Consider the following 13,153-nt stretch of genomic DNA (forward strand, 5'->3'; position numbering starts at 1 on the left):
ACTGCACACTTGCCCATCCTGAAGGGGCCTATTGAGTGATCAGAACCTGGGCGGTGCAGGTCTGTGGGTGTGGGGGCTAACCTGCCGTGACTCCATTCGGTTTGGGGCTTGTTTACTTCGTGAGTCCCGCCGACAACCTCAATGCTGTCTTCTCCCTTTCAGAAAACGCATCCCAATGTCTGTCCTGGATTGCGCCCTCCAGGGAATACAGGTAATAACAAACGGGAAGTTGTTTTTCCGTATTTTTCTCTGAGAGCCATCGATAGGCTTTGGCCGAACCGAGCTTTCGCAATTCGGCTTCATTGGTGATACCAATTTGATACAGCCTGGATGCCACGGTTTTTCCAATGTTTTTTAATTCTAAAAGTGCTCTATTAGACATTGTTCTATCCTTGTACCGTTTTGTCACTCTAAAAATTACCGGGGTTGATAATTACATACTACTGTGAGTGGCACTGAGAAGTGCCAACTGAATATGCATTTTTAAAGGGGCAACTGCGGTTTTTCCAGGCGTACACGCCTGGAAATATAGGCACCAAAATGATCCTATTGGATTGCATTCGGTTTTCTTCAGGGGTAAAGCGGCGTAAAATCCATAGTTATTGATGAATATTTGGGCCAGTTTCTGCGCACCAATAGCGCAACAGGCCCCAAACCCCCAGGCATTTTTTCAAAGCGCCATTCTTTCCACAGGAGAACGGTAGTGTGACCTAAGCGTAAGTAAAAGGCGCTGACCCAAGGTGGTAGCACACCAGGGGCCAGCTAACCAAATTGATAACACAAGTATCAAAATGGCTATATGGATAATACGCTAGAAACCCGCTCGTCTTCAATAAAGCGGAGTCCCTGCAGGTACCTGGCGCGGTTGCCCAGGCTTTGGGGGCGTTGCGTCCGCCGGTTCTGCTTTACCGCCTACCGCTCCCGTGCACCTCCCCTGCCTTGCCTTCAATCGTTTTTTCCAGGTGTTCCCCTCTCTAAAAATCACCCCGGGATTTGCGACCCGGAAGGAAAGGCTTATGTTGGTGGTAAAGCGCCGGCCAGGCGAGAACCTCAGAATTGGAACCCATGTTTCCGTCACCGTATTGGGTATTTCGGGTAACCAGGTGAGAGTGGGCATAGAGGCCCCCAAATCCACGCCTGTGCACCGGGAGGAAGTGTATCTGCGCATCCAAAAGGAACGGACGCTGGACAATGACAACCCCTGAGCAATGGATTTTTCCGGTAGGGGCGACCCGACAGGGATCTCAATGGCCTGGTGAAGCCACAATGCTCCATGAAAAAATAGCCTTTCGATGCAGGGCTATTTATTGGGTGGGGCGATGCGCCGGATATGATTTTCACTGACTATGCAGAATAGGCGCATAAGGGTGATCCCCTTGAGGGTGGAGAAAATGGTATCCGCTGGTTTTGCTTGGAGAAAAAACAAACCTTCAAAAAAACCAACCACCAGGCAAACTGCGGAAGCTATTTTGCAGAAATTTGCCAACCGCTTGGATCGGGTCCAAAGAAATCCATAGTGCCGGATTCAGAAATGCTGAGCGCCAAGGCAGAATAACGGCCATCAGTGATGGCAGTGCCCTGGCTGGCTGTTGAACGTATCGTTATACAGGGACCTGAGGTTGCTTGAAATTGATTTGGATCAATTGCCAAACCTGCGCCCAGCCGGAAATTTTCCTCCAAACATAACCCTGAAGGTAGCGGCGGCCGGACAGGCCGCCGTAGTGGGCTAATGAAATTCACTGCCTGTAGAAATTCAAACCCTGGATGACTGTGCCAGACAGTCCTCTGACTCCGCGATTATTATTTGCGACGTATAATGCGAGGGTTTATCATTCGCATTTATTGGAAGTATCGTAACAGGAATCCGGAGTAGGCCATGCCCGCTTATCATCGCACTTTGCTGTCATCGGCGATTTTTGCCGCAGCCCTGCCAGCCGCCTTCGCGGCCGAACCCCTGGCCGAGGGGTCCTTAAATGGCGTTATCGAGGAAACGGTGGTTGTGGGCGTGCGCCAACGCCTGTACAACGCCGGTACCCTGCTGGATGCCATCCAGAAAACCGAGGTGGTGGATGAAGCCCGCATAAAGGCCATGCAGGCGGTCAACCTGACCCAGGCCATTGAGAAATCCCCCGGTGTTCGGGTCTCGAACGAGTGCTCCATGTGCGGCGTCAAGCGCATTATGCTCAACGGGATGCGCGGTGAGCATTCCACCATCCTCACCGATGGTATCCCCCTGCACACCATGATGGCCGGCTACTATGCGGTGGACGCCCTCGCCACTACCGGGGTGGAGCGTATCGAGGTGGCACGCGGCGCCGGTGCTTCGCTGCTTGCCCCCGAGGCCATTGGCGGCACCATCAATGTGATTTCCAAGGAGCCACAGGAAACTGGCTTCAACATCAACGCTTCCTGGGAGGATAACGACAGCTTCTTCGTCGGTATGATGGGCAGCCATGTCAGCGACGATGATCGCACCCGCACCAGCCTGGTGTACCAGGGTGACAAGCATCACCAGATGGACAACGATAACAACGGCGTCAGCGAAGCCCCGTTGCAGGAAAACACCAGCTACGTTGGCCGTGTCTCCCATGATTTCACTGAGCGTGACAACCTGGTGCTGCGTCTGGCCTACACCGACTCCACCATCTTCGGCGGCCCCCAGGGCTATAACATCGGCACAGTGCTGCGGGGTTTTGACGGTGTGGCATCCGAGCATCTGTTTGAAAATGACGATGTACGCGCCAAGTTCACCGGTAAACCCTGGGAGACCACCGAGTGGATTGATACAGAGCGCACCGAGGTTTCCGCCAACTGGCTGCGGGAATTCAATGAACACTACAATGCCATGGTCACCCTGGCCTGGTCTGAACACCGACAGGATTCCTTCTACGAGGGATTTGACTATGCGGCGACCGACCAACTCTTTTACTTCGACTGGCGCAACAACCTGATAGTGAACGAGGCGCACACCCTGACCTTCGGTATGGATTTGCGCGACGAGGAAATGCGCTCCGATTCCGTTGCGGGTGCCGAGAGCGCCGACTATGTGGAGGACAGCTTCGACTACCGCACCGGTGGTGTCTACCTGCAGGATACCTGGCAGGTATCGCCACAACTGGAAGTCGCCGCTGCGGTGCGCCTCGACAGGGTGCGCGCCGACTTTGTGGCGGAGGAAAAACCCGGCACCGAGATTGAGGAGACCCTGCTGGTTCCACGGATCGATATGCGCTACCTGCACAACGACCAATGGACATCGCGCCTGGCCTTTGGTCACGGCTACCGCGCGCCGCTGTCTTTCTTCGAGACCGACCACGGTATTCTGGATGCCGGTGATGGCTTTGCCATCGAGATCGACAAACTGGAAAAGTCCCTCTCCGCGACCTACGCGCTGAGCTACGAGGGTGAACGCCTGAGTGGCACCCTGTCACTGGCACACACAACCGTGGAGCATTTGGCCGCACTGGGAGAAACGGAAAACGGTGTGCCACTGCTGACACAGATGCGTGAAAGCGCCGTTGTCAGCGCTGGGGATATCAGTCTCGGCTACACCCTGAATGAGGCACTGAAACTCGCCGTTACCCTGGAAGGCTACGACTATGACCGCATTTTCAAGGAATCCTACGCCATAGCGCCCATCGAACAACGGGCGCTGTTCAGTCTGGACTATGGCAGCGGCCCCTGGATGCTATATGCCAGCGCCAGTTGGGTGGGCCAGCGGGACTTGGGGGATTACGGTTATGAGGGTTACAACCAGCCTGGCAGAGAGCGCAAGAGTGACAGCGCGGAAAGCTACTGGACCCTGGATATGAAGGTGGCATTCGACGTGAGTGAAAACCTGAACGTGTATGTCGGCGGCAATAACATCACCGACTACACCCAGGTCAACAATGCCGAAACCCCGCTGTTCTGGGATGCTGGGGGCGCTTACGATGTGGCTTATATCTACGGCCCGCTGCGCGGCCGGGAATTCTATCTGGGCTTTGACTGGAACTGGTAGTAGTGCGCCGTTTTTTACCCCTGTTCCTGCTGTTTACCCTGTGCATACCGGCCTTTCCCGCTGCTGCGCAGGGCGCTTCGCTTTTGGATCTGACACTGAGAGACCTGGCCAGCCCCGGGCGTATCAGCCTTGCGCAGTACCAGGGGCAACCAGCGGTGATGGTGTTTTTTGAACCCGAGTGCCCCTGGTGCTTTCGCCAGGTGCGGGTGCTCAATCGGCTGTTGGCCCAATGCCCCGGTCAGTTTCAGCCCCTGGCGGTGGGCACCAACGGCTCCCGCCGGGCACTGATGGCGGAATACCGCAGGCTGCGCCCGGATTTTCCCGCCTTCCAGATCAGTAGTGCGCTGCTCGATAGAGTGGGTACCATTCCCGCCACGCCTTTCACCCTGCTGATCGACCGCCACGGCGCACCCGCGGGCTGGCTGAGGGGGTTTATGCCCCAGGAGAAACTGACACCGGTTTTGGCGGCGTACCTGGGGGTCACTTGCGGCAGCTAAACGGTGTGAACCCTTAGCGGGGTTAGTTTCCGATTTTGCCCACTCCCGCCTTCTCCTGCCGATGGGGCCTTTGCGGCCGGTAGACACCCACATTGCGGTAACCCTCGTCGAGCAGATGGGAGGCGTGCAGGCGGCTCATCACACCGCGGGCGCAATACAGCAGGTATTCCTGCGCCTGGTCCAGTTGGGCAAAGCGGTTGTTGAGTTGGTAGAAGGGAATGGTTTGTACTGCGTCGTTTTCCAGTTCCAGCGGGTCCAGTTCCTCTTCGTCCGGGTGGCGGATATCGATGACTACCGCACTGCCGGGTTCCTCGCGGATATCCACCTCCGGCGCCTGTCCGCCTACTTCTTCGATCACCTCGTCGATGTTCTGGATCACGCGGTTGCCGATGGCGCGATCAAGAACAGTGAAGTCGAAGCGGTTCTCCTCGCTTTCCACCTTCTCGAATTTGGCGCGGGTGGTGGGCTTTACCGAAATCACGCCGCAGTATTCCGGCATATTGGCGGCAAACTCTTCTGTGCCGATTGCCCGCGCAGTCCTGATAATATCGGTCTTGTCGCTGGCGATCAGCGGGCGCAGCACCAGGGTATCGGTGACGCTGTCGATGACTGCGAGATTCTTCAGGGTCTGGCTGGAGACCTGTGCGATGGCTTCACCGGTCACAAGCGCATCCACTTCCAGCTCTTTTGCAATCACACCGGCGGCGCGCAACATCATGCGTTTTAAGATCACGCCCATATGGGAGTCGTCGACGCGATCGAGAATTTCTGCCACCACCTCGTCGAAGGGCACTGAAACAAAGCGCACCCGGTGGGAAGCGCCGAACTTGTTCCACAGGTAATAGGCCACCTCCTTAACACCCAATTCGTGCTGGCGCCCCCCCAGATTAAAGAACAGGAAATGGGTGCGGATACCGCGCTTCATGGTCAGATAGCTGGCCACGATGGAGTCGAAGCCGCCGGATACCAGCGACAGCACCGGGTCCTGGGTACCCAGAGGAAAGCCGCCGAGGCCGGGGTGCTGCTCTTCAATAACGTAGAGCTTGTCGTGGCGGATCTCCAGCTTCACCGTGATATCCGGGTTTTTTAGTTTTACTCTGCCCGCTTCGGTGTTTTTGTTCAGGCCCCCGCCCACATACTGTTCTACATCTAGGGACTGAAAATCGTGCTTGCCGGAGCGTTTTACACGTACGCAGAAAGTCTTGTCCTTCAGGGCCGGGCCCCACACCGACAGGGTTTTCTCGTAGATGTCGTGCAGGTCCCCCAGGGGGAACTGGCGCACGCGGGAGAAATTGGCGATGCCGGGGGTGTTGGAGAGCACCTCCTCGATGCGATCGCCCAGATGGGCGACGGCGTCCGGAGCAACCACATCGATCTTTTCCCAGTCCTTGCGCACCTGGATACGATCGTCCAGCTGTCGCAGCAGGCGCAGCAGGTTGTCCTTGAGTTGGCGCGACATACGTTTGCGCACGGGGTTGCTCTTGATGGTGATCTCGGGGAAAAATTTGACGACAAAGTGCATGGGAATTCGCCGGGTACTGCTGTTGATAGAAGATGCGACAGTATAAACCAGCCGAAGGCAACCTGGGCGTGCACCCTCTCGGTGCATCTGTGGCGTATAAATGTGCCATCTTGGTGCATTTCCCGGTGGCTGCCCGGCCATAAAGTATTTATCCTGCCCCAGCCAGCCCGGTGATGAGGGCCGCACGAAGCTAGTCGCCACCGGGGCGTGATTGCCCTGATTTGGCACACTCCTTGCTTTATTTCACGCCAGATAAAGCGTGAATGCCGACAGCAAAGGCAGAGCGACCAATTACTTTTCAAGACCTGGAGGACTGCAATGTCAGCGAAAACGCTCGACTTGATCAATGAGAGTGAGGCCAAGTGGATAGATCTGCGCTTCACCGACACCAAGGGTAAAGAACAGCATGTTTCCATCCCGGCCTCGGAAGTGGATGGCGAGTTCTTTGAAGAAGGCAAGATGTTTGATGGTTCCTCTATCGCTGGGTGGAAAGGGATTAACGAGTCCGACATGATTCTGATGCCGGACGACGAAACCGCTTTCCTCGACCCCTTTACCGACGAGAGCACGGTCATTGTGCGCTGCAACATCGTTGATCCCATCACCGGCCAGGGCTATGAGCGCGATCCACGTTCCATCGCCCTGCGCGCGGAGGAATACCTCAAGTCCACCGGTCTGGGTGACACAGCGATGTTTGGGCCGGAGCCCGAATTCTTCGTATTCGACGACATCACCTGGGGCGCGGAGATGGGCGGGGCCTTCTACAAAATCAATTCCGAAGAGGCGGCCTGGTCTTCCGGACACAGCTTTGCCGAAGGCAATATCGGCCATCGCCCGGGCATCAAGGGGGGCTACTTTCCGGTGCCGCCGGTGGATTCCCTGCACGATGTGCGCGCCGCCATGTGCTCCGCTATGGAGCAGATGGGCCTGCATGTCGAGGTGCATCACCACGAAGTGGGTACCGCCGGCCAGTGCGAGATCGGGGTTGCCGCCAGTACCCTGACCAAGAAGGCGGATGAAGTGCAGATTCTCAAGTACGCCGTGCACAATGTTGCCCATGCCTACGGCAAAACCGCTACCTTTATGCCCAAGCCGCTGGTCGGTGACAACGGTTCCGGTATGCATGTTCACCAATCCTTCTCGAAGGGAGGGGTCAACCAGTTCGGCGGTGACACCTACGCCGGCCTGTCGGAAACCGCCCTGTACTACATCGGCGGTATCGTGAAGCACGCCCGCGCCCTGAACGCGCTGTGCAATGCCTCCACCAACTCTTACAAGCGCCTGGTGCCCGGCTTCGAGGCGCCGGTGATCCTGGCTTACTCCGCGCGCAACCGCTCGGCATCCATCCGAATTCCTTACGTGACCTCGCCCAAGGCCAAGCGGATTGAGACCCGCTTTCCGGACCCCACCGCCAATCCCTACCTGGCCTTCGCGGCACTATTGATGGCTGGCCTCGACGGGGTCAAAAACAAGATCCACCCCGGTGATGCTGCGGACAAGGACCTGTACGACCTGCCGCCGGAAGAGCTGGCCGAGTACCCCACTGTGGCCGCCAGCCTGGAGGGTGCCCTGGACGCCCTGGACAGGGACCGCGCTTTCCTGATCGAGGGCGGTGTATTCACCGATGATGCGATTGATGCTTACATTGAGCTGAAACGCGAAGAGGTCGAGCGCCTGAACATGACCACCCACCCGGTCGAGTTCGATATGTATTACTCCGTGTAACGGCGACCGCTCACCGGGAGAGTGTCGACCGCTTGGCGAAAAGCCCGCACCACCCTGGCGCGGGCTTTTTTATTGGGGGTACACTATCAAAGGGGCAGCTGTTCAGGCTGCCGTTTCAATTACGGTGTTGGGCCCTTGGCGGTGGCTGATTGTCCCGACCGGTTGCGTCCTGTCATAGGGCCTGTGAAGGGAGCATCCGCAGGTTGCGGTTGATTATTGCTATGGGAATTTCAAGACTGCTACAGACATTGTTTCTCGCCGTGCCCCTGGTGGTGTCTGCCGGTCCGGATGGTAATAAAGAATCTGGCGCCATTTACAAGATCATCGGCGCGGACGGCCAGGTGACCTTCAGTGATACCCCGCCGGTACACGGTCAGGCAGAGAAGGTGGAGCTGGCGCCTATCAATATCCAGCCCATCACCCTGCCGCGTCCGTTGCCGATGCGCAAATTGTCACCCAAGGCGGATAGTGGTGCAGGGGAGAACACGGGCCCTGTCTCAATCCAGATAGTCAGCCCCCAGGATGGCGCCACTATTCCGCCGGGACAACGCCTGGTTGCCCTGCAGGTGGATGTGCAGCCGGTGTATCCAGACGGCGCCCGATTCTTTGCAGTGATCGATGGCCAACCCTGGCGCGGCAGCTCCAGCGGTTCCGCCCTGGATATCTCGACGCTGGAGCGCGGCAGCCACAGTGTGCAGGTGGTCCTCACCGATGCCAGTGGGCGGGTGCTGGCCCAGTCCCCGATGATCACCCTTTATGTGCAGCGCCCCAGTGTCAACCTGCCAGCCAGATAAGGGTGTATCGGCTCTCCCAAACCAAACCAAACCAAAGGCATTCCCAGCGCACACCGCCACCAGCTCTGGCAGCGGTGTCTACGGAACCTGAAACCCTTCCCCAACCATTTCCTTCTGGTTAAATTTTGAACTTTGCACCGATATGGTGCATTCTCGTATTTGGGCGTTGCCCCAACCTCCTTCGGGATGGGAAATGATGCTGGACACAACAGAAGGGCACTGGCTGCACACCAGGCCCTCCAGGCAGGGCCACCTTTAAGCATACTCCTGGCCCCGTGCGCCATTTTGGTTTGCTTTTTGCACTGACCAAACCCAAGAGCTTGTGGCACCGCGCGCAGAACACTGCGCCGGCCTTTGAATTGAACCGGGAACGACTGAATGCTGAATGACCGCCAGCTGCTGGACAGCCTGACTTCCGCCGTGCTGGTGCTGGATGGTGAATTGTCGCTTCGCTATCTGAACAATGCCGCCGAGGACCTGCTCAGTGCATCCAGCGCAAGGGTCAATGGCTTGCCGCTGGACGAGGTGGTGCGCGAGACTGGCTCCTGGCAGGCTTTGCGGGAGGTCCTGGTGAAGGGGGAGAGATATACGGTGCGCCGCGCGCGCTGGTACCTGCACAATCGGGAAATGCGCATTGTGGACTACTCCGTAACTCCAGTGCCGGAGCTGCAAATGCTCTTGGTTGAGGTGCAACCGGTGGAGCGGCTGTTGCGCATCGCCCGCGAGGATGCGCTGTACAACACCCAGGAGACCACACGCAACCTGGTGCGCGGCATGGCCCACGAAGTCAAAAACCCCCTGGGCGGTATTCGCGGTGCCGCCCAGCTATTACAGCGGGAGCTGCCGGACCCTGCCCTGGAGGAATATACCCAGGTCATCATTGAGGAGGTGGATCGCCTGCGTAATCTGGTGGATCACCTGTTGGGTTCGCGCCAGCGGCTGAGGCTGAAGGCCACCAATGTACACGAGGTGCTCGAGCGGGTGGCGCAGCTGGTGGATGCGGAGTGTGAGGGCAGGCTGCAAATCCACCGGGACTATGATCCCTCCATACCGGAACTGCCGGCCGACCGCGAGCAGTTGCTACAGGCCCTGCTGAATATAGCCCGCAATGCCATGCAGGCTGTTGGCGAGTATTCCGGCCTCGCCAGTGGTGAGGTTATTTTACGCACCCGTATACAGCGGCGTTTTACCATCGGCCGGCGCCTCTGCCCGCTGATCTGCTGCATCGAGGTTGAGGACAATGGCCCTGGCATTGACGAGGCGATAAGGGAGCAGATTTTCTTTCCGATGGTTTCCGGGCGCGCTGAGGGCACGGGGTTGGGGCTCTCCATTTCCCAGAACATCATCAACCAGCACGGTGGCATGATCCAATATGACAGCCGCTCCGGAGGCAGTGTGTTCCAGATCTATCTGCCGCTTTCAGCCGAATCAGCCAATACAGGATGCTAGAGCATGAGTCATCGCGTTTGGGTCATTGACGACGACAAATCGATCCGCTGGGTACTTGAGCGGGCGCTCTCGCGGGAGGGGATCGAAACCCGGTGTTACGAGAGTGGCAACCGCGCTTTGGTGGATTTTTACAGCGCGCCACCGGATGTGGTGATTAGTGATATCCGCATGCCGGGCTGCGACGGGTTCAAATTGCTGCAACGTTTTCATGAGGAGCACCCGTCGCTGCCCATTATTATTATGACTGCGCATTCGGACCTCGATAGCGCGGTGGCCGCCTATCAGGGCGGGGCATTTGAATACCTGCCCAAACCTTTCGATATCGATGAAGCTGTGGCGGTCACCCGGCGCGCTCTGATACACACCAGCAGCCAGGTCCGTGGAGCGCCTGCTGAGTTGGCAAAGGGCACTGGCAGCCAGGAAATGATTGGCGAGGCGCCGGCCATGCAGGAGGTATTTCGCGCTATCGGTCGCCTGTCCCGTTCGAATATTACCGTGTTGATCAATGGTGAATCCGGCACGGGCAAAGAACTGGTGGCGCAGGCTTTGCACAGCCACAGCCCGCGCAGCGATAAACCGTTTATCGCGCTCAACATGGCCGCCATTCCCAAAGACCTGATGGAGTCGGAGCTGTTTGGCCATGAGAAGGGGGCCTTTACCGGTGCTGCTTCCCTGCGTGCCGGGCACTTTGAACAGGCCAATGGCGGCACGCTATTTTTGGATGAGATCGGCGATATGCCGGCAGAGACCCAGACGCGTCTGCTGCGGGTGCTGTCGGATGGGGAGTTTTACCGTGTAGGCGGCCATACCCCGGTAAAAGTGGATGTACGCATTATTGCCGCCACACACCAAAACCTGGAGGCATTAACACGGCAGCACAGATTCCGCGAAGACCTCTTCCACCGCCTGAATGTCATTCGCATCCATATTCCCAGGCTGACCGACCGCCGCGAGGATATTCCCAGGCTGGTGCGCCATTTCTTTGACGCCGCTGCCAGAGACCTGGGGGTACAGGCAAAGATCCTGACAAGAGAGGCCGAAGGCTGCCTCTCCCGTTTCGACTGGCCCGGCAATGTGCGCCAGTTGGAAAATACCTGTCGTTGGGTAACCGTTATGGCCTCGGGCCGCGAAGTACACAGGGAAGATCTGCCCCAAGAGCTGTTGTGCCACCAGGGTGCTGAGGCAGAAGCACCGCTCGACTGGGAAAAAACTTTGCGGGCTTGGGCGGACCAGGCACTGGCCGCCGGGCGGCGGGATATCCTCAGCGAGGCGGTTCCCGCCTTTGAGCGGGCACTGATTGAAATCGCCCTAAAGCATACCGCCGGGCGCAAACGCGACGCCGCGGCGCTGCTCGGCTGGGGCCGTAATACCCTGACGCGAAAGCTCAAGGAGTTGGAGGTTGACGCTATGGAATCAGGCCTGCAATAACAACTGGCTTTGCCGGCTTACTTGTTGCCGTTTTAAAAAGCCGATCCCATGGATTACCCTTGATATACCCTTTATTCGTTTCGGTGTGTCGATTACCCACTACAGTCCGTATAAAAAAACTGCTCATCACCAAGTCGCATGGCGGTCAGGCAGCCACCCCAAACACAGCCCGTATCCAGTGCGTAAATATTTTTTGTGCCTGCACGCCCTTCAAGGGCGGCCCAGTGCCCGAAAATGATTTTGTCATCCCGGGTTTTTCTATTGGAGAAACTGAACCAGGGTTTGTATTCCCCATGGGCAGCCAGGGGACCGCGTTTGGTGACAAGGTCCAGGGTGCCATCCTGTTTACAAAAACGCATGCGGGTAAAGTAGTTGGTGATGGAGCGCAGCCGCTCAATACCGAAGAGGTGATCATTCCAGCAGTGCGGCTCATTGCCGTACATACCGTAGAAATAGGCCTTGGCCATGGGCGCATCGATGAGTGCCCGGTGCACTTCGCGGGAGAGTTCCTCGGCTTTTGTGATACTCCAAATCGGCGGAATACCCGCATGTACCATGGTGTAGCCTTTCTTGTGCACAAGCAGGGGCAGGTTTTGCAGCCAGTTGAGCAGTTTGTCTGCATCCTTGGCTTGTAGCACCCGAGTTAAATCGTGCTCCTTTTTTGAAAGTCGTTTGGCGCCGTGTGCCAGCGCCAGCAGGTGCAGGTCGTGGTTGCCGAGCACCGCAGTGACCTGGTGTCGGTGATCGTACAGGAAGCGCAGGGTACCGAGGCTGTCGTCACCGCGGTGCACCATATCCCCGGCAATCCACAGTTTGTCGCGGTCAAAGCGGAATGGAATTTTTTTTAACAGGCGCTGCAGTGGTTCGTAGCAGCCCTGAATATCACCAACGGCGTAAGTGGCCAATGTGTCTCCCCAAGATACCCTATTCGACGGTTATTCTTGATTGCGTTCAAAGCAGGTGTTTGCCAATTGTACAAACTCCCCCACGCTGAGGGTTTCCGGGCGGCGGCTGATATCCAATGGCACTGATTCTGCCACAAGTTCCGGAAACAGGGGCTTCAGGGCATTGCGCAGCGTCTTGCGGCGCTGCTGGAAAGCGGTATTGACTATTTGTGCCAACAGTTTCTCGTCCTTGGCGGGAAAAGGCGGAGCGCTGTGGGGGGTAAGGCGTACAATGGCGGATTCCACTTTGGGCGCTGGCCGGAATGATTGAGCGGGTACAGGAAAGAGTCCCTGCACACGGCATTGGTATTGCGCCATAATGCTCAGGCGGCCGTAGGCCTTGGTGCCCGGTGTGGCGCTCAGGCGGTTCACGACTTCCTTTTGCAGCATAAAGTGCATGTCCTGTACCTTGCCTTTGAAACTGAGCAAGTGGAACAGCAGCGGAGTGGAAATATTGTAGGGCAGGTTGCCGACAATGCGCAGAGCATCCTGTGCCGCAAAGCTGCCGAAGTCGAACTTGAGGGCATCCTGTTCAATAACCCTGAATTGCGGATATTCCCTGAATTTGAATTGCAAGAGGGGAATCAGGTCCCGGTCCAACTCCACAGCGGTAAGGCTGGGGCAGCGCTGCAGGAGCAGTTTGGTGATGGCGCCCTGGCCGGGACCGATCTCGACGAGCCTGTCTGATGCCCTGGGCGCAATGGCGCGCGCGATCCGCTCGATAATCGTTTCATCAACCAAAAAGTTTTGGCCGAAGCGTTTGCGGGCTTTGTGCTGGAAAAAGTTGTCCATCAAAT

Annotated in this window: 12 protein-coding genes; 7 read left to right on the plus strand and 5 right to left on the minus strand. The window is 57.2% G+C overall.

Features of this window, described 5'->3' with window-relative positions; all coding sequences use genetic code 11:
* Positions 1 to 112: 112 nt before the first annotated feature.
* The gene (locus ACL7TT_RS08450) at positions 113 to 382 is read right to left on the minus strand and encodes a TfoX/Sxy family DNA transformation protein (protein WP_413394654.1); all 270 of its coding nucleotides are present in this window, start codon (positions 380 to 382) and stop codon (positions 113 to 115) included.
* A gap of 634 nt (positions 383 to 1,016) precedes the next feature.
* Between ACL7TT_RS08450 and csrA the strand changes: the two genes are divergently transcribed.
* On the plus strand, positions 1,017 to 1,205 hold the full coding sequence (gene csrA, locus ACL7TT_RS08455) for a carbon storage regulator CsrA (RefSeq protein ID WP_413394656.1): 189 nt from the start codon (positions 1,017 to 1,019) through the stop codon (positions 1,203 to 1,205).
* 259 nt (positions 1,206 to 1,464) lie between these two features.
* Here the strand turns inward: csrA and ACL7TT_RS08460 are convergent, their stop codons facing one another.
* The gene (locus ACL7TT_RS08460; protein WP_413394657.1) at positions 1,465 to 1,680 is read right to left on the minus strand and encodes a hypothetical protein; all 216 of its coding nucleotides are present in this window, start codon (positions 1,678 to 1,680) and stop codon (positions 1,465 to 1,467) included.
* Positions 1,681 to 1,876: 196 nt separating this feature from the next.
* Here ACL7TT_RS08460 and ACL7TT_RS08465 point away from each other — a divergent pair, with 196 nt between their 5' ends.
* Both ACL7TT_RS08465 and ACL7TT_RS08470 read left to right on the plus strand, forming a co-directional pair.
* The gene (locus ACL7TT_RS08465) at positions 1,877 to 3,997 is read left to right on the plus strand and encodes a TonB-dependent receptor plug domain-containing protein (protein WP_413394658.1); all 2,121 of its coding nucleotides are present in this window, start codon (positions 1,877 to 1,879) and stop codon (positions 3,995 to 3,997) included.
* Between the two features lie 2 nt (positions 3,998 to 3,999).
* Positions 4,000 to 4,494, plus strand: a complete 495-nt coding sequence (locus ACL7TT_RS08470; protein WP_413394660.1) for a TlpA family protein disulfide reductase — start codon at positions 4,000 to 4,002, stop codon at positions 4,492 to 4,494.
* Positions 4,495 to 4,516: 22 nt separating this feature from the next.
* On the opposite strand, the gene thiI is transcribed toward ACL7TT_RS08470, so the two are convergent.
* Positions 4,517 to 6,016 (minus strand): tRNA uracil 4-sulfurtransferase ThiI, encoded by a 1,500-nt coding sequence (thiI, locus tag ACL7TT_RS08475; protein ID WP_413394662.1) that lies wholly within the window; start codon positions 6,014 to 6,016, stop codon positions 4,517 to 4,519.
* A gap of 318 nt (positions 6,017 to 6,334) precedes the next feature.
* Between thiI and glnA the strand changes: the two genes are divergently transcribed.
* The 4 genes from glnA to glnG all read left to right on the plus strand — a co-directional run bounded on the left by glnA (position 6,335) and on the right by glnG (position 11,412).
* Positions 6,335 to 7,741 carry a glutamate--ammonia ligase gene (gene glnA, locus ACL7TT_RS08480; RefSeq protein ID WP_413394663.1) on the plus strand — a complete coding sequence of 469 codons (1,407 nt, stop codon included), beginning with the start codon at positions 6,335 to 6,337 and terminating at the stop codon, positions 7,739 to 7,741.
* Positions 7,742 to 7,962: 221 nt separating this feature from the next.
* Positions 7,963 to 8,535 carry a DUF4124 domain-containing protein gene (locus ACL7TT_RS08485; protein ID WP_413394665.1) on the plus strand — a complete coding sequence of 191 codons (573 nt, stop codon included), beginning with the start codon at positions 7,963 to 7,965 and terminating at the stop codon, positions 8,533 to 8,535.
* A gap of 378 nt (positions 8,536 to 8,913) precedes the next feature.
* Positions 8,914 to 9,984 carry a nitrogen regulation protein NR(II) gene (glnL, locus tag ACL7TT_RS08490; protein ID WP_413394667.1) on the plus strand — a complete coding sequence of 357 codons (1,071 nt, stop codon included), beginning with the start codon at positions 8,914 to 8,916 and terminating at the stop codon, positions 9,982 to 9,984.
* Positions 9,985 to 9,987: 3 nt separating this feature from the next.
* Positions 9,988 to 11,412, plus strand: coding sequence for a nitrogen regulation protein NR(I) (gene glnG / locus ACL7TT_RS08495; RefSeq protein WP_413394669.1), 1,425 nt, complete (start codon positions 9,988 to 9,990; stop codon positions 11,410 to 11,412).
* Between the two features lie 92 nt (positions 11,413 to 11,504).
* On the opposite strand, the gene ACL7TT_RS08500 is transcribed toward glnG, so the two are convergent.
* Both ACL7TT_RS08500 and rsmA read right to left on the minus strand, forming a co-directional pair.
* Positions 11,505 to 12,317, minus strand: coding sequence for a symmetrical bis(5'-nucleosyl)-tetraphosphatase (locus ACL7TT_RS08500; RefSeq protein ID WP_413394671.1), 813 nt, complete (start codon positions 12,315 to 12,317; stop codon positions 11,505 to 11,507).
* Between the two features lie 30 nt (positions 12,318 to 12,347).
* Positions 12,348 to 13,148, minus strand: coding sequence for a 16S rRNA (adenine(1518)-N(6)/adenine(1519)-N(6))-dimethyltransferase RsmA (gene rsmA, locus ACL7TT_RS08505; RefSeq protein ID WP_413394673.1), 801 nt, complete (start codon positions 13,146 to 13,148; stop codon positions 12,348 to 12,350).
* Between the last annotated feature and the right edge of the window lie 5 nt (positions 13,149 to 13,153).

The sequence above is a fragment of the Microbulbifer jejuensis genome, from assembly GCF_047289955.1.
In the GTDB taxonomy this organism is placed as follows: Bacteria; Pseudomonadota; Gammaproteobacteria; order Pseudomonadales; family Cellvibrionaceae; genus Microbulbifer.

What these genes read in the sequence shown, in the direction of transcription:
- ACL7TT_RS08450 (WP_413394654.1), bottom strand. Translation starts at nt 382, where the DNA reads ATGTCTAATAGAGCACTTTTAGAATTAAAAAACATTGGAAAAACCGTG.
- csrA (WP_413394656.1), top strand. Translation starts at nt 1,017, where the DNA reads ATGTTGGTGGTAAAGCGCCGGCCAGGCGAGAACCTCAGAATTGGAACC.
- ACL7TT_RS08465 (WP_413394658.1), top strand. Translation starts at nt 1,877, where the DNA reads ATGCCCGCTTATCATCGCACTTTGCTGTCATCGGCGATTTTTGCCGCA.
- thiI (WP_413394662.1), bottom strand. Translation starts at nt 6,016, where the DNA reads ATGCACTTTGTCGTCAAATTTTTCCCCGAGATCACCATCAAGAGCAAC.
- glnA (WP_413394663.1), top strand. Translation starts at nt 6,335, where the DNA reads ATGTCAGCGAAAACGCTCGACTTGATCAATGAGAGTGAGGCCAAGTGG.
- ACL7TT_RS08485 (WP_413394665.1), top strand. Translation starts at nt 7,963, where the DNA reads ATGGGAATTTCAAGACTGCTACAGACATTGTTTCTCGCCGTGCCCCTG.
- glnL (WP_413394667.1), top strand. Translation starts at nt 8,914, where the DNA reads ATGCTGAATGACCGCCAGCTGCTGGACAGCCTGACTTCCGCCGTGCTG.
- glnG (WP_413394669.1), top strand. Translation starts at nt 9,988, where the DNA reads ATGAGTCATCGCGTTTGGGTCATTGACGACGACAAATCGATCCGCTGG.
- rsmA (WP_413394673.1), bottom strand. Translation starts at nt 13,148, where the DNA reads ATGGACAACTTTTTCCAGCACAAAGCCCGCAAACGCTTCGGCCAAAAC.